Raw genomic sequence first — 21,542 nt, 5'->3', positions numbered from 1 at the left:
CTGAGGCCGTGTTGGTGCGCAGCTCGAAGGCTACGTCGAGTCTGTTTTGGCAGTCACCTTAAAGTATAGATAGCTGACAAAAAAGGCTCTCTTGCTAAAAAAGGCCCCACTTTCGTGGAGCCTTTATTGTACGCTTTTTACTGTACGATTTCAGTCAAATCTAATTACATAGATTGAGTGAAGGTACGAGTAATAACGTCCTGTTGCTGTTCTTTAGTCAGCGAGTTGAAACGTACTGCGTAGCCAGATACACGGATGGTTAGCTGCGGATATTTTTCCGGGTTTTCCATCGCGTCGAGCAGCATTTCACGGTTCATCACGTTAACGTTCAGATGCTGACCACCTTCGATGGACGCTTCGTGGTGGAAGTAACCATCCATCAGACCTGCCAGGTTGGTCTTACGAACTTCGTCGTCTTTACCCAATGCATTCGGAACGATAGAGAAGGTGTAGGAGATACCATCTTTAGCGTAAGCGAACGGCAGTTTAGCAACGGAAGTCAGAGATGCTACAGCACCTTTCTGGTCACGACCGTGCATCGGGTTAGCACCCGGTCCGAATGGCGCGCCAGCACGGCGACCGTCTGGGGTGTTACCAGTTTTCTTACCATACACAACGTTAGAAGTGATGGTCAGAACAGACTGAGTCGGGGTAGCATCACGGTAGGTGTGCAGTTTCTGAATTTTCTTCATGAAACGTTCTACCAGGTCAACAGCCAGGTCATCTACACGAGCATCGTTGTTACCAAACTGCGGGTATTCGCCTTCGATTTCGAAGTCGATAGCCAGACCGTCTTCGTCACGAATCGGTTTAACTTTCGCATATTTGATTGCAGACAGGGAGTCAGCAGCAACGGACAGACCCGCGATACCACACGCCATGGTGCGGATAACGTCACGGTCGTGCAGCGCCATCAGAGAGGCTTCGTAGCTGTACTTGTCGTGCATGTAGTGAATGATGTTCAGTGCAGTGACGTACTGTTTAGCCAGCCAGTCCATGAAGTGATCCATGCGCTCCATCACTTCATCGTAGTTCAGGAGATCGCCTTTGATCGGTTCAGACTTAGGACCAACCTGCATTTTCAGTTTTTCGTCAACGCCGCCGTTGATTGCGTACAGCATGGTTTTCGCCAGGTTTGCACGCGCACCAAAGAACTGCATTTGTTTACCAACGATCATCGGGCTTACGCAGCAAGCGATAGCGTAGTCATCGTTGTTGAAGTCCGGACGCATCAGGTCATCGTTCTCATACTGCAGAGAAGAGGTGTCGATGGACACTTTAGCAGCGAATTTCTTGAAGTTCAGCGGCAGTTTTTCAGACCACAGAATGGTCATGTTCGGTTCCGGAGACGGACCCATGGTGTACAGGGTGTTCAGGAAACGGAAGCTGTTTTTGGTAACCAGGGTACGACCGTCGAGGCCCATACCACCGATAGATTCGGTTGCCCAGATCGGGTCGCCAGAGAACAGTTCATCGTATTCCGGAGTACGCAGGAAGCGAACCATACGCAGTTTCATGACCAGGTGGTCAACCATTTCCTGCGCTTCTTGTTCGGTGATCTTGCCTGCTTTCAGGTCACGTTCGATGTACACATCCAGGAAGGTGGAGGTACGACCGAAGGACATTGCTGCACCGTTCTGAGACTTAACAGCAGCCAGGTAGCCGAAGTAAGTCCACTGGATAGCTTCCTGAGCGTTGGTAGCCGGACCAGAGATGTCGTAGCCGTATTTCGCAGCCATTTCTTTCATCTGACCCAGAGCGCGATGCTGTTCAGCGATTTCTTCGCGCAGACGGATAGTTTGTTCCAGGTTTACGCCGTTTTCCAGATCAGCCTGCAGAGAGGTGAACTGAGCGTATTTGTCTTTCATCAGGTAGTCGATACCGTACAGCGCAACGCGACGGTAGTCACCGATAATACGACCGCGGCCATAAGCATCTGGCAGACCGGTCAGAACACCGGATTTACGGCAACGCAGGATGTCCGGAGTGTAAACGTCGAACACGCCCTGGTTGTGAGTTTTACGGTATTCAGTGAAGATTTTTTTGATAGTCGGATCCAGTTCGCGGTTGTACGCTTTGCAGGAACCTTCGATCATTTTGATACCACCGAACGGGATAAGAGCACGTTTCAGCGGAGCTTCAGTCTGCAGACCAACAACTTTTTCCAACGCTTTGTTGATGTAGCCAGCGTCGTGAGAGGTGATGGTGGAAGCAACAGCGGTGTCAAAGTCAACTGGCGCGTGAGTGCGGTTTTCCAGTTTAACGCCTTCCATTACTTTGTCCCACAAGGTGGTGGTCGCTTCAGTAGCGCCAGCCAGGAAGGACTCGTCACCCTCGTACGGAGAGTAGTTTTTCTGAATGAAGTCACGGACGTTTACTTCATTCTGCCAGTCACCTTTGGTAAAACCTTCCCAGGCTGTGGCTAACTTTTCATTAAGCTCGGACATGTAACACCTACCTTCTAAAGTGGATTTTTTATTTACTGCGTACTTCGACAACCATTAATGGTGATCGTTTTCACGCAGGTAAATGACCCAGTATGTCAACCCAACCAACAAACCACCGCCGATAATGTTACCGATCGTAACCGGAATCAGGTTATCAGTGATGAAGCTCATCACGGTCAGGTGAGAAAAATTTTCCGGTGCAGAACCGACAGCGGTCCAGAATTCCGGAGATGCGAAGTCGCGGATTACAATACCCATCGGGATCATAAACATGTTTGCGATACTGTGCTCAAAACCGCTGGCAACAAACATCGCGACCGGCAGCACCATGATAAACGCTTTATCCATCAGGCTGCGGCCAGAATAACTCATCCATACTGCCAGACATACCATCAGGTTTGCCAGGATACCAAGGCTGACAGCCTCAATAAAAGTATGGTGCACTTTGTGGTCGGCAGTTTGTAGGACGTTTAGCCCCCATTGACCATTTGCGGTCATATACTCGCCGGAAAGCCACATTAAAAGTACAAACAGCAGTGCGCCGACCAGGTTGCCAAAATAGACATTTAGCCAGTTTTTCGCCAACTGGCCCCAAGTGATGCGCCCACTCGCCTTGGCAACAACAATCAACACTGTGGAAGTAAAGAGATCGGCTCCGCAGACAACACAAAGAATTAGCCCCAGAGAGAAGCAAATGCCACCAACCAGTTTTGCCATGCCGAAGGGCATTGTGCCTGTGCCAGTGGTTGCTGTGATATAGAAGACGAATGCGATTGAGATGAAAACACCGGCGGTAATCGCCAGATAGAAAGTCTTAAGCGGATGTTTCGTTGCTTTATAGACACCTGCCTCTTCGGCTACTTTGGCCATTGCGGCAGGAAGTAAAAGATCAAAAGGGTTGTCAGCTTTCACACTAACTCTCTCTTTATTAAGTCGGCGACGAGATACTAACAAAGCATTATAGATGAGAAATTGATATAGATCATATCTCGCCTGGCTTATAGGCCCGTAATTCGCATGGTTTTTATGCAAATACGGAGTAAGTATTTGATTATCAAAATAAAAATAAATTTTAAAAATTAACAAACGAGTTGAATTTTTTCCGCATCCTCCGCTAAAACAGTTAATTAAAAGGGTGCATCAGGCAAATAAAGTAACAATATCGATCGCATTTATTAAATATAAATCACCGACATTTAACTTTATAATTACAATCGTTTTATTAATGCAAATATATGTAAAGAGGGGCATTAAAAAAACGCCCCGTAATATAACTCAGACGAATCATTAAGCCTACATTGCGTAGGCTATTTGATTTTATTTTGCCCAGAATGCTGCTTTGGCGCGCTGCAGCTTTTCGTAGGCCTTCAACAATGACTGATGCGCAGCAAACGCGTGCAGATCGCTATCTACCGGTTGCAGGCCATAAAACGCGGCTTCGCCACTCATTGCCGCACTGGCAGCTTCTACCGCCTCCGCACCGTACATGCGGACAAAAGCATTCAGATATTGCAGGGGCTGGCGATCCTCTTCCTGAGCCAGTAGCAGTAGGGTTTGCAGGCAGCGATAATAGTTGGCGCGTTCCGGACTGAACACTGATGAGTTAAATTCCATTGTCCATTCGGTCCAGACCAGAGCCAGCTCCTGATCGCCACCAGCCAGCGCGAGCATGGCTTTTAATTCACCGATACGCAGAGTGTACCAACCGTTATCCGGCCCGGTCGCCAGACCCAGCAGCTCACGCACGCGGGTAAAGTCATCAAAACCTTCTTCATCCAGTTGCTCAATGAGGTTAAGGTAATCTTCTTTTTCCCACTCGCTGCCGGGTAGCGACAGGATCGTTTCACGTAAATGGCTGCCCATGCTGTTATTCGCCAGCCACAGATCTTCAGCCGGATAAATATCGGACATGCCAGGCACGATAATACGGCAAGCATAAACGCCCAGATGCTCGTAGTCGGCAATATACACTTCTTTACCTTCTTTACTGAAGATAGCCATCAGCGTGGCAAACTCTTCTTCCGTGGTGCCGGAGAAATTCCAGTCCACAAACGGATAATCGGCATCCTGCTTGAACAGGTCCCAGGAAATTAAACCGCTGGAATCAATAAAGTGCGTTTCGAGGTTAGTATGTTCAGCGACTTCTTCATCATCGAAGGTTGGGGGAGTAAACACATCCAGGTCTTTCAAACCGCGGCCTTGCAGCAGCTCGGTCACGGTACGTTCCAGTGCCACGCCAAAATCAGGATGCGCACCGAAAGAGGCAAAGCAGGTGCCGTTAGCCGGATTGAACAGTACAACGCAAATCACCGGATACTGGCCGCCAAGTGAAGCATCATAAGCGAAGATTGGGAAACCTTCCGCTTCCAGTGTTTCGATCGCTTCAACTACTGCAGGGTAACGCGCCAGCACCTCTGCTGGGATCTCTGGCAGACTGATGCTTTCAGCAATAATGCGGTTTTTCACGTAACGTTCGAAAACTTCGGACAACCCTTGAACGCGTGCTTCGTTGCGGGTATTGCCAGCGGACATACCGTTAGAAACGTACAGGTTACCAATGATATTCATCGGAATATAAACGGTCTGATTGTCGGACTGGCGCGTAAACGGTAGACCGCAAATACCACGATCTTCGTTACCGGATTGCAGGTCAATTAGCATGCTGCCGGTCAGTTCATTTTCCGGATCGTAAAATGCACGCAGACGGTCATCAAGCAGCCCTTCCGGCACATCGTCATTTTCGGTCAGTGGGAACCATTTTTCGTTGGGATAATGCACGAACGGACCGTTGGCGATGGTTTCGCCCAGCCAGAAGTCCGCAAAAAAGTAGTTGGTTGAGAGACGCTCGAAATATTCACCGAGGGCAGATGCCAGCGCCGCTTTTTTGGTTGCGCCTTTACCGTTGGTAAAACACAGCGCGCATTCTTTGTCGCGAATGTGCACAGACCAGACGTTTGGTACGGGATTCAACCAGGAGGCCTCTTCAATCTGAAAACCGAGGTCTGAAAGTTTTTGCTGGAAGCGAGCGATGGAATCTTCCAGTGCGGCATCTTTGCCGGGGATAAATGTTTGCGTCATGTAAATCACTTTAGTCGTACGGAAAGCGCGCAATAATACGGGTTTTATCTCAAAGGCGCTATCACCGCCGCCATGCCGATGAACTGTTGACTATGCTTTTAGCGGATAAACCACGATAAGAGCATAAAAATGAAGGCGTTCGATCTCCACCGTATGGCATTTGATAAAGTGCCTTTTGATTTCCTTGGCGAAGTTGCACTACGTAGTCTTTATACCTTTGTACTGGTCTTTTTGTTCCTCAAAATGACCGGAAGACGCGGTGTGCGGCAGATGTCGCTGTTTGAAGTGTTAATCATTCTGACGCTGGGGTCAGCGGCGGGGGATGTGGCGTTTTATGATGATGTGCCGATGGTCCCGGTACTTATCGTCTTTATTACTCTGGCGTTGTTATACCGCCTGGTAATGTGGTTGATGGCGCACAGTGAAACACTGGAAGATCTTCTGGAAGGTAAGCCGGTTGTCATTATTGAAGATGGCGAGCTGGCCTGGTCGAAACTCAATAACTCCAACATGACGGAATTTGAGTTTTTTATGGAGCTACGATTGCGAGGCGTGGGGCAGCTGGGGCAGGTACGTCTGGCGATTCTCGAAACCAACGGGCAAATCAGTGTCTATTTCTTTGAAGATGACAAGGTGAAACCGGGTTTACTTATCTTACCCAGTGACTGTACTCAGCGTTACAAAGTGGTGCCCGAGGCGGCAGACTATGCCTGCATTCGTTGCAGTGAAATCATTCATATGAACGCAGGGGAAAAACAATTATGTCCGCGCTGCGCAAATCCAGAATGGACGAAGGCAAGCCGGGCTAAACGGGTGACCTGACAGCAAAAATATCGGTTTTTTGGTAATAATCCGAGAGATTCTGTTGTGTGATATGTGCCTCATTTTTGCCCTCAATTGTTTTACCCATTGCGATGCGTGTCACTGAATGATAAAACCGATAGCCACAGGAATAACATATTACCCGCGGTCGCAATCGATTGACCGGGGGTTAATGGCAACGCAACGTGGTGAGGGGAAATGGCTCAAATCTTCAATTTTAGTTCTGGTCCGGCAATGCTACCGGAAGAGGTGCTTAAACAGGCTCAACAAGAACTGCGTGACTGGAATGGTCTTGGTACGTCGGTGATGGAGGTGAGCCACCGTGGCAAAGAGTTCATTCAGGTTGCAGAGGAAGCCGAGAAGGATTTTCGTGATCTTCTTAACATCCCCTCCAACTACAAAGTATTGTTCTGCCATGGCGGTGGCCGCGGTCAGTTTGCTGCTGTACCGCTGAATATTCTCGGTGATAAAACCACCGCAGATTATGTTGATGCCGGTTACTGGGCGGCAAGTGCCATTAAAGAAGCCAAAAAATACTGCACGCCTAATGTCTTTGACGCCAAAGTGACGGTTGATGGTTTGCGCGCGGTTAAGCCAATGCGTGAATGGCAGCTCTCTGATAATGCTGCTTATATGCATTACTGCCCGAATGAAACCATCGACGGTATCGCCATCGACGAAACGCCAGATTTCGGCAAAGATGTGGTGGTCGCTGCCGACTTCTCTTCCACGATTCTTTCCCGTCCGATTGATGTCAGCCGTTATGGCGTGATTTACGCTGGCGCGCAGAAAAATATCGGTCCAGCTGGCCTGACAATCGTTATCGTTCGTGAAGATTTGCTGGGTAAAGCGAATATTGCTTGTCCGTCGATTCTGGATTATTCCATCCTCAACGATAACGACTCCATGTTTAACACGCCGCCGACATTTGCCTGGTATTTGTCTGGTCTGGTCTTTAAATGGCTGAAAGCGAACGGCGGTGTCGCGGCAATGGATAAAATCAATCAGCAAAAAGCAGAACTGCTGTATGGGGTGATTGATAACAGCGATTTCTACCGTAATGACGTGGCGAAAGCTAACCGTTCGCGGATGAACGTGCCGTTCCAGTTGGCAGACAGTGCGCTTGACAAATTGTTCCTTGAAGAGTCTTTTGCTGCTGGCCTTCATGCACTGAAAGGTCATCGTGTGGTCGGTGGAATGCGCGCGTCTATTTATAACGCCATGCCGCTGGAAGGCGTTAAAGCGCTGACAGACTTCATGGTTGAGTTCGAACGCCGTCACGGCTAATGCCGAAATTTTGCTTAATCCCCACAGCCAGCCTGTGGGTTTTTTATTTCTGTTGTAGAGAGTTGAGTTCATGGAATCCCTGACGTTACAACCCATCGCTCGTGTCGATGGCACTATTAATCTGCCCGGTTCCAAGAGCGTTTCTAACCGCGCTTTATTGTTGGCGGCATTAGCACGCGGCAAAACAGTATTAACCAATCTGCTGGATAGCGATGACGTGCGCCATATGCTGAATGCATTAGCGGCGTTAGGGGTAAGCTACACGCTTTCAGCCGATCGTACGCGTTGCGAAATCATCGGTAACGGCGGTCCATTACATGCAGAAAGTGCCCTGGAGTTGTTCCTCGGTAACGCCGGAACGGCAATGCGTCCGCTGGCGGCAGCGCTTTGTCTGGGGAGTAATGATATTGTGCTGACCGGTGAACCGCGTATGAAAGAACGCCCGATTGGTCATCTGGTGGATGCGCTGCGCCTGGGCGGGGCGAAGATCACTTACCTGGAACAAGAAAACTATCCACCGTTGCGTTTACAGGGCGGCTTTACTGGCGGCAACGTTGACGTAGATGGCTCCGTTTCCAGCCAGTTCCTCACCGCACTGTTGATGGCTGCGCCTCTTGCACCGGAGGATACGGTGATTCGAATTAAAGGCGATCTGGTTTCTAAACCTTATATCGACATCACACTCAATCTGATGAAGACATTTGGTGTTGAAATTGAAAATCAGCATTATCAACAATTTGTCGTAAAAGGCGGGCAGTCTTATCAGTCTCCGGGGAGTTATTTGGTGGAAGGCGATGCATCTTCGGCTTCTTACTTCCTGGCAGCAGCAGCAATCAAAGGTGGCAGTGTAAAAGTGACCGGCATTGGACGCAACAGTATGCAGGGTGATATTCGCTTTGCTGATGTGCTGGAAAAAATGGGCGCGACCATTTGCTGGGGCGATGATTATATTTCCTGCACGCATGGTGAACTGAACGCTATTGATATGGATATGAACCATATTCCCGATGCGGCGATGACCATTGCCACTGCGGCGTTATTTGCAAAAGGCACCACCACACTGCGCAATATCTATAACTGGCGTGTTAAAGAGACTGATCGCCTGTTTGCGATGGCAACAGAGTTGCGTAAAGTTGGTGCGGAAGTAGAAGAAGGGCATGATTTCATTCGTATCACTCCACCGGAAAAACTGAACTTTGCCGAGATCGCAACATACAATGATCACCGGATGGCGATGTGTTTCTCGCTGGTGGCATTGTCAGATACGTCAGTGACGATCCTTGATCCCAAATGTACGGCTAAAACCTTCCCGGATTACTTCGACCAATTGGCGCGGATAAGCCAGGCAGCCTGAATAATGGGCGAAAAACAGACAAATATTTCTTTCTAAAAACGTCGGCATATTGCCGTAATGCCGATCTACTCCCGCGATAAAGAGTCCGAAGCAGATGATTTCTCTTTTGAGCTGTTGAAGAAACGCGGCATCAGCACTCAGGGGCTGGTCGGTAGCTTTGAAAAACTGGCCAGCCCGCTATAATTGCGCAATAAATCCCCATCTGAATACAGACAAAACTGGTTTTTGCACACAACGTTAACGATTTGTGGCGTCGACGCGTATAATGTGCGCGGTTATGTTAACGGTAGGCCTGTTTTAAGGAGATAAAGATGACGGCAATTGCTCCGGTTATTACCATTGATGGCCCTAGCGGTGCAGGGAAAGGCACCTTGTGTAAGGCTATGGCGGAAGCGTTGCAATGGCATCTGCTGGACTCGGGTGCAATTTATCGCGTACTGGCTCTGGCGGCATTACATCACCATGTTGATGTTGCGTCGGAAGATGCGCTGGTGCCGCTGGCATCCCATCTGGATGTACGTTTTGTGTCGACCAATGGCAATCTGGAAGTGATCCTCGAAGGGGAAGATGTCAGCGGCGAAATTCGGACTCAGGAAGTAGCGAATGCTGCTTCACAAGTCGCTGCATTTCCACGTGTTCGTGAAGCATTGTTGCGTCGCCAACGCGCATTCCGCGAGTTGCCAGGCCTGATTGCCGATGGTCGCGACATGGGAACGGTGGTATTCCCTGATGCGCCAGTGAAAATTTTCCTTGACGCCTCCTCACAAGAACGTGCGCATCGCCGCATGCTACAGTTGCAGGAGAAGGGCTTTAGTGTTAACTTTGAGCGCCTTTTGGCCGAGATCAAAGAACGCGACGACCGCGATCGTAACCGAGCGGTAGCGCCACTGGTTCCGGCAGCCGATGCTTTAGTGTTGGATTCCACCACCTTAAGCATTGAGCAAGTGATTGAAAAAGCGCTACAATACGCGCGCCAGAAATTGGCTCTCGCATAAGCGACCGAATTTGCAGTACCCCCGTTGCAATGGAGTGACAGCGGGTATGTTAAACAACCCCATCCGGCAGGAGCCAGGTGGACGTTAAATATAAACCTGAAGATTAAACATGACTGAATCTTTTGCTCAACTCTTTGAAGAGTCCTTAAAAGAAATCGAAACCCGCCCGGGTTCTATCGTTCGTGGCGTTGTTGTTGCTATCGACAAAGACGTAGTACTGGTTGACGCTGGTCTGAAATCTGAGTCTGCCATCCCGGCTGAGCAGTTCAAAAACGCCCAGGGCGAGCTGGAAATCCAGGTAGGTGACGAAGTTGACGTTGCTCTGGACGCAGTAGAAGACGGCTTCGGTGAAACTCTGCTGTCCCGTGAGAAAGCTAAGCGTCACGAAGCCTGGATCACGCTGGAAAAAGCTTACGAAGATGCTGAAACTGTTACCGGTGTTATCAACGGCAAAGTTAAGGGCGGCTTCACTGTTGAGCTGAACGGTATTCGTGCGTTCCTGCCAGGCTCTCTGGTAGACGTTCGTCCGGTGCGTGACACTCTGCACCTGGAAGGCAAAGAGCTTGAATTCAAAGTAATCAAGCTGGATCAGAAGCGCAACAACGTTGTTGTTTCTCGTCGTGCCGTTATCGAATCCGAAAACAGCGCAGAGCGCGATCAACTGCTGGAAAACCTGCAGGAAGGCATGGAAGTTAAAGGTATCGTTAAGAACCTCACTGACTACGGTGCATTCGTTGATCTGGGCGGCGTTGACGGCCTGCTGCACATTACTGACATGGCCTGGAAACGCGTTAAGCATCCGAGCGAAATCGTTAACGTGGGCGACGAAATCACTGTTAAAGTGCTGAAGTTCGATCGCGAACGTACCCGTGTATCCCTGGGCCTGAAACAGCTGGGCGAAGATCCGTGGGTAGCTATCGCTAAACGTTATCCGGAAGGTACCAAACTGACTGGTCGCGTGACCAACCTGACTGACTACGGCTGCTTCGTTGAAATCGAAGAAGGCGTTGAAGGCCTGGTACACGTTTCCGAAATGGATTGGACCAACAAAAACATCCACCCGTCCAAAGTTGTTAACGTTGGCGATGTAGTGGAAGTTATGGTTCTGGATATCGACGAAGAACGTCGTCGTATCTCCCTGGGTCTGAAACAGTGCAAAGCTAACCCGTGGCAGCAGTTCGCGGAAACCCACAACAAGGGCGACCGTGTTGAAGGTAAAATCAAGTCTATCACTGACTTCGGTATCTTCATCGGCCTGGACGGCGGCATCGACGGCCTGGTTCACCTGTCTGACATCTCCTGGAACGTTGCAGGCGAAGAAGCCGTTCGTGAATACAAAAAAGGCGACGAAATCGCTGCAGTTGTTCTGCAGGTTGACGCAGAACGTGAACGTATCTCCCTGGGCGTTAAACAGCTCGCAGAAGATCCGTTCAACAACTGGGTTGCTCTGAACAAGAAAGGCGCTATCGTAACTGGTAAAGTAACTGCAGTTGACGCTAAAGGCGCAACCGTAGAACTGGCTGACGGCGTTGAAGGTTACCTGCGTGCTTCTGAAGCATCCCGTGACCGCGTTGAAGACGCTACTCTGGTTCTGAGCGTTGGCGACGAAGTTGAAGCTAAATTCACCGGCGTTGATCGTAAAAACCGCGCAATTAGCCTGTCTGTTCGTGCGAAAGACGAAGCTGACGAGAAAGATGCAATCGCAACTGTTAACAAACAGGAAGATGCAAACTTCTCCAACAACGCAATGGCTGAAGCTTTCAAAGCAGCTAAAGGCGAGTAATTCTCTGACTCTTCGGGATTTTTATTCTGAAGTTTGTTGAGTTTACTTGACAGATTGCAGGTTTCGTCCTGTAATCAAGCACTAAGGGCGGCTACGGTCGCCCTTAATCAATGCAGCAACAGCAGCCGCTTAATTTGCCTTTTTTAAGGAACCGGAGGAATCATGACCAAGTCAGAATTGATAGAAAGACTTGCCACCCAGCAATCGCACATTCCCGCCAAGACGGTTGAAGATGCAGTAAAAGAGATGCTGGAGCATATGGCCTCGACTCTTGCGCAGGGCGAGCGTATTGAAATCCGCGGTTTCGGCAGTTTCTCTTTGCACTACCGCGCACCACGTACCGGACGTAATCCGAAGACCGGCGATAAAGTTGAACTGGAAGGAAAATACGTTCCTCACTTTAAACCAGGTAAAGAACTGCGCGATCGCGCCAATATTTACGGTTAAGTTTTTACTCAAACTTGAACGCGAGAAAAGCACCTGTTGGGTGCTTTTTTCATTTCTCTAATCTGGAACTGGAAGCTGCCTCGCAGAGTTTTGAGCCGTTTTCACCCTCTCGTTAAATTCTTCTGAACCCGCCTCGGGGAACACAAAACTCCCGCCAGACAACCACTCAACAAAGTTGCACACTTTCCAAAAACAGGGAGGAGTGCATGAAAATAACGACAGTCGGCGTATGCATAATTTGCGGAATATTACCGCTGCTGATTTTGCCCCAGTTGCCTGGGACGTTAACCCTTGCGATTCTGACTGTCTTCGCCTGCGTACTGGCATTTATTCCTGTTAAAACCGTCCGTTATACCGCGCTGACGTTGCTGTTTTTTCTTTGGGGCATATTAGCGGCAAAGCAAATTTTGTGGACAGGAGAAACTTTAACTGGCGCGACGCAGGATGCAATTGTTGAGATCACTGCTACTGACGGCATGACCACTCATTATGGTCAAATTACTCATCTACAAGGTCAACGTATATTTCCGGCGCCAGGCATCGTGCTGTATGGCGAATATCTTCCGCAAGCGGTTTGTGCCGGACAACAATGGTCAATGAAACTCAAAGTTCGTGCAGTTCATGGCCAACTTAATGATGGCGGCTTTGATAGTCAGCGTTATGCCATTGCCCAGCATCAACTACTCACTGGCCGTTTTCTTCAGGCAAGTGTCATTGAACCGAATTGTAGCCTGCGTGCACAGTATCTGGCGTCACTACAAACAACGCTGCAACCCTATATGTGGAACGCGGTTATTCTTGGTTTAGGAATGGGGGAACGGTTATCCGTTCCCAAAGAAATCAAAAATATCATGCGCGATACGGGAACGGCGCATTTAATGGCGATATCAGGATTGCACATCGCTTTTGCGGCGTTGCTGGCTGCGGGGATCATTCGCAGTGGACAAATTTTTCTGCCTGGGCGCTGGATCCACTGGCAAATGCCATTAATTGGCGGAATCTGCTGTGCTGCTTTTTATGCCTGGTTGACGGGAATGCAACCTCCTGCATTGCGTACTGTGGTGGCGCTTGCCACGTGGGGAATGCTTAAGTTAAGTGGGCGACAATGGAGTGGCTGGGATGTCTGGATATGTTGTCTGGCGGCAATTTTGCTGATGGATCCTGTTGCCATTCTCTCGCAAAGTTTATGGCTCTCTGCCACTGCGGTAGCGGCGCTGATTTTTTGGTATCAGTGGTTTCCCTGTCCGGAGTGGCAACTGACGCCGGTATTGCGCGCGGTTGTTTCCCTCATCCATCTGCAACTGGGAATCACGCTCCTGCTAATGCCTGTGCAAATCGTCATATTTCATGGCATCAGTCTGACTTCGTTCATAGCAAATCTGTTCGCTATTCCCTTGGTGACATTTATCACTGTACCGTTGATCCTGGCCGCGATGGTTGTGCATTTAAGTGGGCCGTTAATCGTTGAGCAAGGGTTATGGTTTCTTGCCGATCGGTCTTTGGCTTTGCTTTTCTGGGGGTTAAAGAGTTTGCCAGAAGGATGGATCAACATTGCTGAACGTTGGCAATGGCTATCATTTTCCCCGTGGTTCTTACTGGTGTTATGGCGATTAAACGCCTGGCGAACGTTGCCAGCAATGTGTGTGGCTGGAGGCTTGCTGATGTGTTGGCCGCTGTGGCAAAAACCTCGACCTGACGAGTGGCAGGTGTACATGCTTGATGTCGGGCAAGGGCTGGCAATGGTAATTGCGAGAAATGGTAAAGCGATTCTTTATGATACGGGGCTTGCCTGGCCGGAGGGGGACAGTGGTCAACAACTTATTATTCCCTGGCTACGCTGGCATAACCTTCAACCAGAAGGGGTTATTCTTAGTCATGAACATCTGGATCACCGGGGAGGGTTGGACTCGATATTACGAGTCTGGCCAACAATGTGGGTCAGAAGCCCACTAAACTGGGAACATCATCAGCCCTGTGTGCGTGGCGAAGCGTGGCAGTGGCAAGGATTGCGTTTTAGCGCACACTGGCCTTTACAAGGTAGCAACGATAAAGGAAATAATCATTCCTGTGTGGTTAAGGTTGATGACGGGACGAATAGCATTCTTCTAACCGGTGATATTGAAGCCCCCGCTGAACAAAAGATGCTAAGCCGTTACTGGCAACAAGTGCAGGCAACATTACTTCAGGTACCTCACCATGGCAGTAATACATCATCATCATTACCATTAATTCAGCGAGTGAATGGAAAAGTGGCACTGGCGTCAGCATCGCGCTATAACGCATGGCGACTGCCTTCCAGTAAAGTTAAACGGCGCTATCGACAACAGGGCTATCAGTGGTTGGATACCCCGCATCAGGGGCAAATAACGGTCAATTTTTCAGCGCAAGACTGGCGGGTTAGTAGCCTCAGGGAGCAAATTTTACCTCGTTGGTATCATCAGTGGTTTGGCGTGCCAGTGGATAACGGGTAGAATATACGGCTATTTCAACAAATGCTGGTTTTTTGAATGCATAACGACAAAGATCTCTCTACGTGGCAGACATTCCGCCGACTGTGGCCAACCATTGCGCCTTTTAAAGCGGGTCTGATCGTGGCGGGCGTAGCGTTAATCCTCAACGCAGCCAGCGATACCTTCATGTTATCGCTCCTTAAGCCACTTCTTGATGATGGCTTTGGTAAAACAGATCGCTCCGTGCTGATGTGGATGCCGCTGGTGGTGATCGGGCTGATGATTTTACGTGGTATCACCAGCTATGTCTCCAGCTACTGTATCTCCTGGGTATCAGGAAAGGTGGTAATGACCATGCGTCGCCGCCTGTTTGGTCACATGATGGGAATGCCTGTTTCATTTTTTGACAAACAGTCAACGGGTACGCTGTTGTCGCGTATCACCTACGATTCCGAGCAGGTTGCTTCTTCCTCTTCCGGCGCACTGATTACTGTTGTGCGTGAAGGTGCGTCGATTATCGGCCTGTTCATCATGATGTTCTATTACAGCTGGCAACTGTCGATCATTTTGATTGTGCTGGCACCGATTGTTTCGATTGCGATTCGCGTCGTATCGAAGCGTTTTCGCAACATCAGTAAAAACATGCAGAACACCATGGGGCAGGTGACTACCAGTGCGGAACAGATGCTGAAAGGCCACAAAGAAGTATTGATTTTCGGTGGTCAGGAAGTGGAAACGAAACGCTTCGATAAAGTCAGCAACCGAATGCGTCTTCAGGGGATGAAAATGGTTTCAGCCTCTTCCATCTCAGATCCGATCATACAGCTGATCGCCTCTTTGGCGCTGGCGTTTGTTCTGTATGCGGCGAGCTTCCCAAGTGTCATGGATAGCCTGACTGCCGGTACGATTACCGTTGTTTTCTCTTCAATGATTGCACTGATGCGTCCGCTGAAATCGCTGACCAACGTTAACGCCCAGTTCCAGCGCGGTATGGCAGCTTGTCAGACGCTGTTTACCATTTTGGACAGTGAGCAGGAAAAAGACGAAGGTACGCGCGTGATCGAGCGTGCGACTGGCGACGTGGAATTCCGCAATGTCACCTTCGCTTATCCGGGACGTGACGCACCTGCATTGCGTAACATCAACCTGAACATTCCGGCAGGGAAGACGGTTGCTCTGGTTGGACGTTCTGGTTCAGGTAAATCAACCATTGCCAGCCTGATCACGCGTTTTTACGATATTGATGAAGGCGAAATCCTGATAGATGGTCACGATCTGCGCGAGTATACCCTGGCGTCGTTACGTAACCAGATTGCTCTGGTGTCGCAGAATGTCCATTTGTTTAACGATACGGTTGCAAACAATATTGCTTACGCACGGACTGAACAGTACAGCCGTGAGCAAATTGAAGAAGCTGCGCGTATGGCCTACGCCATGGACTTCATCAATAAGATGGATAACGGTCTCGATACAGTGATTGGTGAAAACGGCGTGCTGCTCTCTGGCGGTCAGCGTCAGCGTATTGCTATTGCTAGAGCCTTGTTGCGTGATAGCCCGATTCTGATTCTGGACGAAGCTACCTCGGCGCTGGATACCGAATCCGAACGTGCGATTCAGGCTGCGCTGGACGAGTTGCAGAAAAACCGTACCTCTCTGGTGATTGCCCACCGCTTGTCTACCATTGAAAAGGCAGACGAAATTGTGGTCGTCGAGGATGGTGTCATTGTGGAACGCGGTACGCATAACGATTTGCTTGAGCACCGTGGTGTCTACGCGCAACTTCACAAAATGCAGTTTGGCCAATGATTGAAAAAATCTGGTCTGGTGAATCCCCTTTGTGGTGGCTATTGCTGCCACTCTCTTGGTTGTATGGCCTGCTGAGTGGCGCTATCCGTCTTTGCTATAAACTAAAACTGAAACGCGCCTGGCGTGCTTCCGTGCCGGTTGTCGTGGTTGGTAATCTCACCGCAGGCGGCAACGGAAAAACTCCGGTCGTTGTCTGGCTGGTGGAACAGCTGCAACAGCGCGGTATTCGCGTGGGGGTCGTGTCCCGGGGATATGGTGGTAAGGCTGAATCTTATCCGCTGTTATTGTCGGCAGATACCACCACAGCACAGGCGGGTGATGAACCTGTGTTGATTTATCAACGCACTGGCGCGCCTGTTGCTGTTTCTCCCATGCGTTCTGATGCGGTAAAAGCTATTCTGGCGCAACATCCTGATGTGCAGATCATCGTAACCGACGACGGTTTACAGCATTATCGTCTGGCGCGAGATGTGGAAATTGTCGTTATTGATGGTGTGCGTCGCTTTGGTAATGGCTGGTGGTTGCCGGCGGGGCCAATGCGTGAGCGGGCGGGGCGCTTAAAATCGGTTGATGCGGTAATCGTCAACGGCGGTGTCCCACGCAGCGGTGAAATCCCCATGCATCTGCTGCCGGGGCAGGCGGTGAATTTACGTACCGGTACGCGTTGTGACGTTGCTCAGCTTGAACATGTGGTAGCGATGGCGGGAATTGGTCATCCACCCCGCTTTTTTGCCACGCTGAAGATGTGTGGCGTACAACCGGAAAAATGTGTACCGCTGGCCGACCATCAGTCTTTAAATCATGCGGAGGTTAGCGCGTTGGTAAGCGCCGGGCAAACGCTGGTAATGACTGAAAAAGATGCGGTGAAATGCCGGGCCTTTGCGGAAGAAAATTGGTGGTATTTGCCTGTTGATGCACAGCTTTCAGGCGATGAACCAGCGAAACTGCTTGCGCAACTAACCTCGCTGGCTTCCGGTAACTAGTTATGCCGCGGCAGCGTTCGATTGATGGAGTCATGAATGTCGCTGCCGCACCTCTCCCTTGCTGATGCGCGTAATCTTCACCTTGCCGCGCAAGGTCTGTTAACAAAATCCCGTCGTCGCGCGTTGCCAGAAGATATTCTGGCGACTATCTCCTGTATGTCATTGCTGCAAATCGACACGATAAATATCGTTGCCCGCAGCCCTTATCTGGTGCTTTTCAGTCGTCTTGGTCATTATCCTGCGCAGTGGCTGGATGAGTCTCTGGCGCGTGGCGAATTAATGGAATACTGGGCGCATGAAGCCTGCTTTATGCCGCGTAGCGATTTTCGTCTTATTCGCCACCGCATGCTGGCACCTGAAAAAATGGGCTGGAAATACAAAGACGCCTGGATGCAGGAACATGCGGTGGAAATTGCACAGTTAATTCAGCATATTCAGGATAAGGGGCCGGTACGTTCAGCCGATTTTGAGCATCTTCGTAAAGGTGCAAGCGGTTGGTGGGAGTGGAAGCCGCACAAACGGCATCTGGAAGGTTTATTTACTGCCGGAAAGGTGATGGTGATTGAACGGCGCAACTTCCAGCGCGTTTATGATTTAACCCACCGTGTCATGCCTGACTGGGATGATGAGCGCGATCTCATTTCGCAAACAGAAGCAGAAATCATCATGCTGGATAACAGTGCGCGTAGTCTGGGAATATTCCGCGAACAGTGGCTGGCAGATTACTACCGGCTGAAACGTCCGGCACTGGCGGCGTGGCGTGACGCGAGGGCTGAACAGCAGCAAATCATTGCTGTGCATGTTGAAAAATTGGGCAATCTTTGGCTGCATGCTGATTTGCTTCCGCTACTTGAACGCGCGCTCGCCGGAAAGCTCACTGCAACGCACAGCGCGATACTTTCGCCTTTTGATCCTGTTGTCTGGGATCGCAAACGCGCAGAGCAGCTTTTTGATTTTAGCTACCGGCTGGAGTGTTATACCCCAGCGCCGAAACGCCAGTATGGCTATTTTGTTCTGCCGTTATTACATCGTGGGCAATTAGTTGGGCGAATGGATGCCAAAATGCACCGCCAGACACGCATTCTTGAAGTGATCTCTCTGTGGTTACAGGAAGGCATTAAACCAACGGCAACGCTGCAAAAAGGGTTGCGTCAGGCGATTACTCATTTCGCTAACTGGCAGCAGGCAACGCGAGTGACATTAGGACGCTGCCCGCAAGGCCTCTTTACTGATTGCCGCACCGGCTGGGAAATAGACCCCGTCGCATAAATGATTATGATAAGATTTATGCATTCATAACCCGATCCATCTGGAGGAACTATGGATCATCGTCTGCTTGAAATCATTGCCTGCCCGGTTTGCAACGGAAAACTTTGGTATAACCAGGAAAAACAAGAAATTATTTGCAAACTGGACAACCTGGCCTTCCCGTTGCGCGATGGTATTCCAGTGTTGCTGGAAACGGAAGCCCGCGTACTGACTGCTGATGAGAGTAAATCATGAGTTTTGTGGTCATTATTCCCGCGCGCTACGCGTCCACGCGTCTGCCCGGTAAACCATTGGTTGATATTAACGGCAAACCCATGATTGTTCATGTTCTTGAACGTGCTCGCGAATCAGGTGCCGAGCGCATCATCGTGGCAACCGATCATGAGGATGTTGCCCGCGCTGTCGAAGCCGCTGGCGGTGAAGTATGCATGACGCGCGCCGATCACCAGTCAGGTACAGAACGCCTGGCAGAAGTTGTCGAAAAATGCGTGTTCAGCGACGACACGGTGATCGTTAATGTGCAGGGGGATGAACCGATGATCCCTGCGACAATCATTCGTCAGGTTGCTGATAATCTCGCCCAGCGTCAGGTGGGAATGGCGACTCTGGCGGTGCCAATCCACAATGCGGAAGAAGCGTTTAACCCGAATGCGGTGAAAGTGGTTCTCGATGCTGAAGGGTATGCACTGTACTTCTCACGCGCCACCATCCCATGGGATCGCGATCGTTTTGCAAAAGGCCTTGAAACCGTTGGCGATAACTTCCTGCGTCATCTCGGTATCTATGGCTACCGTGCAGGTTTTATCCGTCGTTATGTCACCTGGCAGCCAAGTCCGTTAGAACACATCGAAATGTTAGAGCAGCTTCGTGTTCTGTGGTACGGCGAAAAAATCCATGTTGCTGTCGCGCAGGAAGTGCCTGGCACAGGTGTGGATACCCCTGAAGATCTCGAGCGCGTTCGCGCTGAAATGCGCTAATTTCACTTCACGACACTCCAGCCAATTTGGGAGGAGTGTCGTACCGTTACGATTTTCCTCAATTTTTCTTTTCAACAATTGATCTCATTCAGGTGACATCTTTTATATTGGCGCTCATTATGAAAGCAGTAGCTTTTATGAGGGTAATCTGAATGGAACAGCTGCGTGCCGAATTAAGCCATTTACTGGGCGAAAAACTCAGTCGTATTGAGTGCGTCAATGAAAAAGCGGATACGGCGTTGTGGGCTTTGTATGACAGCCAGGGAAACCCAATGCCATTAATGGCAAGAAGCTTTAGTACGCCCGGAAAAGCCCGACAGCTGGCATGGAAAACTACCATGCTGGCAAGAAGTGGGACTGTCCGTATGCCGACTATTTATGGTGTGATGACGCATGAAGAACACCCCGGCCCCGACGTTCTGTTACTGGAGCGGATGCGCGGTGTTTCCGTGGAGGCGCCAGCCCGAACACCAGAACGCTGGGAACAACTCAAAGATCAAATCGTTGAAGCCCTACTGGCCTGGCATCGTCAGGACAGTCGCGGTTGCGTCGGCGCGGTCGACAATACTCAGGAAAATATCTGGCCCTCATGGTACCGGCAACGTGTTGAAGTGCTATGGAGCACGCTCAATCAGTTCAATAACACCGGTCTAACGATGCAGGATAAGCGGATCCTGTTTCGCACCCGCGAATGTCTCCCGGTATTATTTGAAGGCTTTAACGACAATTGTGTGCTGATTCACGGTAACTTCTGTTTACGCAGCATGTTGAAAGATTCGCGCAGCGATCAGTTACTGGCCATGGTCGGGCCGGGATTAATGCTTTGGGCGCCACGAGAATACGAACTGTTCCGCTTAATGGATAATTCTCTGGCAGAAGATTTGCTCTGGAGTTACCTGCAACGCGCGCCAGTAGCAGAGTCGTTCATCTGGCGGCGTTGGTTGTATGTGTTATGGGATGAAGTTGCGCAACTGGTTAACACCGGACGATTTAGTCGTCGCAACTTCGATCTGGCATCAAAATCACTCTTGCCGTGGCTCGCCTGACTAACCTTTCAGCCACTGCCAGATGCGGCCAAGCGTTTCATAGCCAGCACGATCGCTATGCATCAACCAGACCGGAGAGGGGATTGCCCGTTCCCATGGATTAAGCGGTGAGTCGATGGTCAACTGGTTCGCCGGGGCTGGCAGCGGATTTAGCCCTTCCTGCTGAAAAAAGATCATCGCGCGCGGCAAATGAGACGCAGATGTCACCAGCAGGAAAGGGGCGTTGCCAATTGTCTGTTTCACTGCGGCAGCTTCTTCTTCGGTATCTTTTGGGAAATCCAGTGTGATAATTTGCTCGCGTGGGACACCCAGCGATTGCGCAACTCGGGCACCTACTTCGGCTGCACTCACCGTATTGGTTTTTGCCACGCCTCCTGTGAAGATCAGCTTTGCTCCCGGATTTTCACGCCATAAGCGAATGCCTTCATTCAGGCGTGGCAGACTGTTATTGATTAAATTCGAGCTTGGTGCCCACAGTGGATTCCAGGTATAACCACCCCCGAGCACCACGATATAGTCCACTTTTTGCGAATTATTCCATGTCGGATAGTTGCTTTCGATGGGACGTAGCAGGCGGTCGGCTACCGGTTGCAAACTCAATAACAAGAGCGCCAGCCACCCAATGCTAATAAAAATCTTCCCGGTTTTTTGAAAACGGCTAAACCACAGCAGCGCCAGGCCCGCGCCAATAATCAATAACATTAGCGGAAGTGGTAGCAACATATTGCCAATCACTTTTTTCAGTGTAAAAAGCATCCTTTTTGGTTCCTTTTTTGACCATATAGCAAGGGATCGCCA

At 50.0% G+C, this 21,542-nt stretch carries 17 protein-coding genes and 1 pseudogene; 14 read left to right on the top strand and 4 right to left on the bottom strand.

All coding sequences use genetic code 11. From position 1 onward, the window contains the following. Positions 1-164 precede the first annotated feature (164 nt). The 3 genes from pflB to ycaO all read right to left on the bottom strand — a co-directional run bounded on the left by pflB (position 165) and on the right by ycaO (position 5,525). Positions 165-2,447 (bottom strand): formate C-acetyltransferase, encoded by a 2,283-nt coding sequence (gene pflB, locus A7090_RS03260; RefSeq protein ID WP_105273013.1) that lies wholly within the window; start codon positions 2,445-2,447, stop codon positions 165-167. 54 nt (positions 2,448-2,501) lie between these two features. Continuing rightward, positions 2,502-3,359: a formate transporter FocA gene (gene focA, locus A7090_RS03255; RefSeq protein ID WP_105273012.1), complete on the bottom strand. Its 858-nt coding sequence runs from the start codon at positions 3,357-3,359 to the stop codon at positions 2,502-2,504. A gap of 405 nt (positions 3,360-3,764) precedes the next feature. Further along, positions 3,765-5,525, bottom strand: a complete 1,761-nt coding sequence (gene ycaO, locus A7090_RS03250) for a 30S ribosomal protein S12 methylthiotransferase accessory factor YcaO (protein WP_105273011.1) — start codon at positions 5,523-5,525, stop codon at positions 3,765-3,767. A 129-nt stretch (positions 5,526-5,654) separates the two neighbouring features. Here ycaO and A7090_RS03245 point away from each other — a divergent pair, with 129 nt between their 5' ends. From A7090_RS03245 to A7090_RS03180, 14 genes and pseudogenes are all read left to right on the top strand, one after another. Then, positions 5,655-6,347 (top strand): DUF421 domain-containing protein, encoded by a 693-nt coding sequence (locus A7090_RS03245; protein WP_105273010.1) that lies wholly within the window; start codon positions 5,655-5,657, stop codon positions 6,345-6,347. A 198-nt stretch (positions 6,348-6,545) separates the two neighbouring features. After that, positions 6,546-7,634 (top strand): 3-phosphoserine/phosphohydroxythreonine transaminase, encoded by a 1,089-nt coding sequence (serC, locus tag A7090_RS03240; RefSeq protein WP_105273009.1) that lies wholly within the window; start codon positions 6,546-6,548, stop codon positions 7,632-7,634. 70 nt (positions 7,635-7,704) lie between these two features. After that, entirely contained in the window at positions 7,705-8,988 is a 1,284-nt protein-coding gene (gene aroA, locus A7090_RS03235; protein ID WP_105273008.1) for a 3-phosphoshikimate 1-carboxyvinyltransferase, read from the top strand. 51 nt (positions 8,989-9,039) lie between these two features. Continuing rightward, positions 9,040-9,162: pseudogene (locus tag A7090_RS03230) on the top strand (metalloprotease); the annotation flags it as partial. Positions 9,163-9,299: 137 nt separating this feature from the next. Continuing rightward, a complete protein-coding gene (cmk, locus tag A7090_RS03225) occupies positions 9,300-9,983 on the top strand; it encodes a (d)CMP kinase (protein ID WP_105273007.1) in 684 nt (227 codons plus the stop codon). A gap of 109 nt (positions 9,984-10,092) precedes the next feature. After that, positions 10,093-11,766: a 30S ribosomal protein S1 gene (rpsA, locus tag A7090_RS03220; protein ID WP_000140327.1), complete on the top strand. Its 1,674-nt coding sequence runs from the start codon at positions 10,093-10,095 to the stop codon at positions 11,764-11,766. A gap of 162 nt (positions 11,767-11,928) precedes the next feature. Then, complete coding sequence (gene ihfB, locus A7090_RS03215) at positions 11,929-12,213, top strand: integration host factor subunit beta (protein ID WP_000167336.1); 285 nt, start codon at positions 11,929-11,931, stop codon at positions 12,211-12,213. Positions 12,214-12,419: 206 nt separating this feature from the next. Further along, positions 12,420-14,684, top strand: a complete 2,265-nt coding sequence (locus A7090_RS03210; RefSeq protein ID WP_105273006.1) for a ComEC family protein — start codon at positions 12,420-12,422, stop codon at positions 14,682-14,684. A gap of 36 nt (positions 14,685-14,720) precedes the next feature. Beyond that, positions 14,721-16,469 (top strand): lipid A ABC transporter ATP-binding protein/permease MsbA, encoded by a 1,749-nt coding sequence (gene msbA / locus A7090_RS03205; protein WP_105273005.1) that lies wholly within the window; start codon positions 14,721-14,723, stop codon positions 16,467-16,469. Continuing rightward, positions 16,466-17,452: a tetraacyldisaccharide 4'-kinase gene (gene lpxK / locus A7090_RS03200; RefSeq protein WP_105273004.1), complete on the top strand. Its 987-nt coding sequence runs from the start codon at positions 16,466-16,468 to the stop codon at positions 17,450-17,452. The genes msbA and lpxK overlap by 4 nt, the downstream gene beginning before the upstream one ends. 36 nt (positions 17,453-17,488) lie before the next feature. Then, a complete protein-coding gene (gene ycaQ / locus A7090_RS03195) occupies positions 17,489-18,721 on the top strand; it encodes a crosslink repair DNA glycosylase YcaQ (RefSeq protein WP_105273003.1) in 1,233 nt (410 codons plus the stop codon). A gap of 51 nt (positions 18,722-18,772) precedes the next feature. Further along, on the top strand, positions 18,773-18,955 hold the full coding sequence (gene ycaR, locus A7090_RS03190; protein ID WP_000350051.1) for a protein YcaR: 183 nt from the start codon (positions 18,773-18,775) through the stop codon (positions 18,953-18,955). After that, a complete protein-coding gene (gene kdsB, locus A7090_RS03185) occupies positions 18,952-19,698 on the top strand; it encodes a 3-deoxy-manno-octulosonate cytidylyltransferase (protein WP_105273002.1) in 747 nt (248 codons plus the stop codon). Before ycaR ends, kdsB begins: the two co-directional genes overlap by 4 nt. A gap of 152 nt (positions 19,699-19,850) precedes the next feature. Further along, the gene (locus A7090_RS03180) at positions 19,851-20,744 is read left to right on the top strand and encodes a YcbJ family phosphotransferase (RefSeq protein ID WP_105273001.1); all 894 of its coding nucleotides are present in this window, start codon (positions 19,851-19,853) and stop codon (positions 20,742-20,744) included. Here the strand turns inward: A7090_RS03180 and elyC are convergent, their stop codons facing one another. Next, positions 20,745-21,500 carry an envelope biogenesis factor ElyC gene (elyC, locus tag A7090_RS03175; RefSeq protein WP_105273000.1) on the bottom strand — a complete coding sequence of 252 codons (756 nt, stop codon included), beginning with the start codon at positions 21,498-21,500 and terminating at the stop codon, positions 20,745-20,747. Positions 21,501-21,542 lie beyond the last annotated feature (42 nt).

This window comes from Escherichia sp. MOD1-EC7003 (assembly GCF_002965065.1).
In the GTDB taxonomy this organism is placed as follows: Bacteria; Pseudomonadota; Gammaproteobacteria; order Enterobacterales; family Enterobacteriaceae; genus Escherichia.
The sequence above is the reverse complement of the archived record's forward strand: the minus strand, read 5'-3'. Positions and strand labels throughout refer to the sequence as shown.